Genomic DNA, 479 nt, shown 5'->3' on the forward strand with positions numbered 1-479 from the left:
AAACGCCAGCACCTCATCGAGTGATTCCTCTAAATATGCCGCTACCTGGGGGAACTTTGGGTCTAACAGGTCGACGACTTCGCGGGCTTGTGCCCAGGTGGATTGGGCGTCGGGTTGTTGGAAGATTGTCTGGAACATCGCTTAAGACCATCGGCCACTGGGTTTTCGGGACTTTTTCGTAGAGGTTCTTCGCGAAATGAGTCCGGCACCGCTGCCAGGATGCATCGGGCAACACTTGGATGCCCTCATGGGCATCACTGGTGATAAGGAAGACACCGCGAAGTCCACGAGCTTTTAAGTCCTGGAAGAAGCCCTTCCACGACGCGTTGGATTCCGTGGTGGCAACATGCATACCGAGCATTTCCCGGTAGCCGTCAGCGTTAACACCGGTGGCCAAAAGTACGGAGCATTTGACTACCCGGCTGCCTTCACGCACCTTGATCGTGAGTGCGTCGCACGACAGGTAGGCGTACCCGCCG

At 56.4% G+C, this 479-nt stretch carries 1 pseudogene; it reads right to left on the reverse strand.

Annotated elements, in window-relative coordinates:
• Positions 1–479 (reverse strand): annotated as a pseudogene (locus tag HMPREF2617_RS05905) (transposase); the annotation flags it as partial.

It is taken from the genome of Corynebacterium sp. HMSC070H05, assembly GCF_001837615.1.
In the GTDB taxonomy this organism is placed as follows: Bacteria; Actinomycetota; Actinomycetes; order Mycobacteriales; family Mycobacteriaceae; genus Corynebacterium; species Corynebacterium coyleae.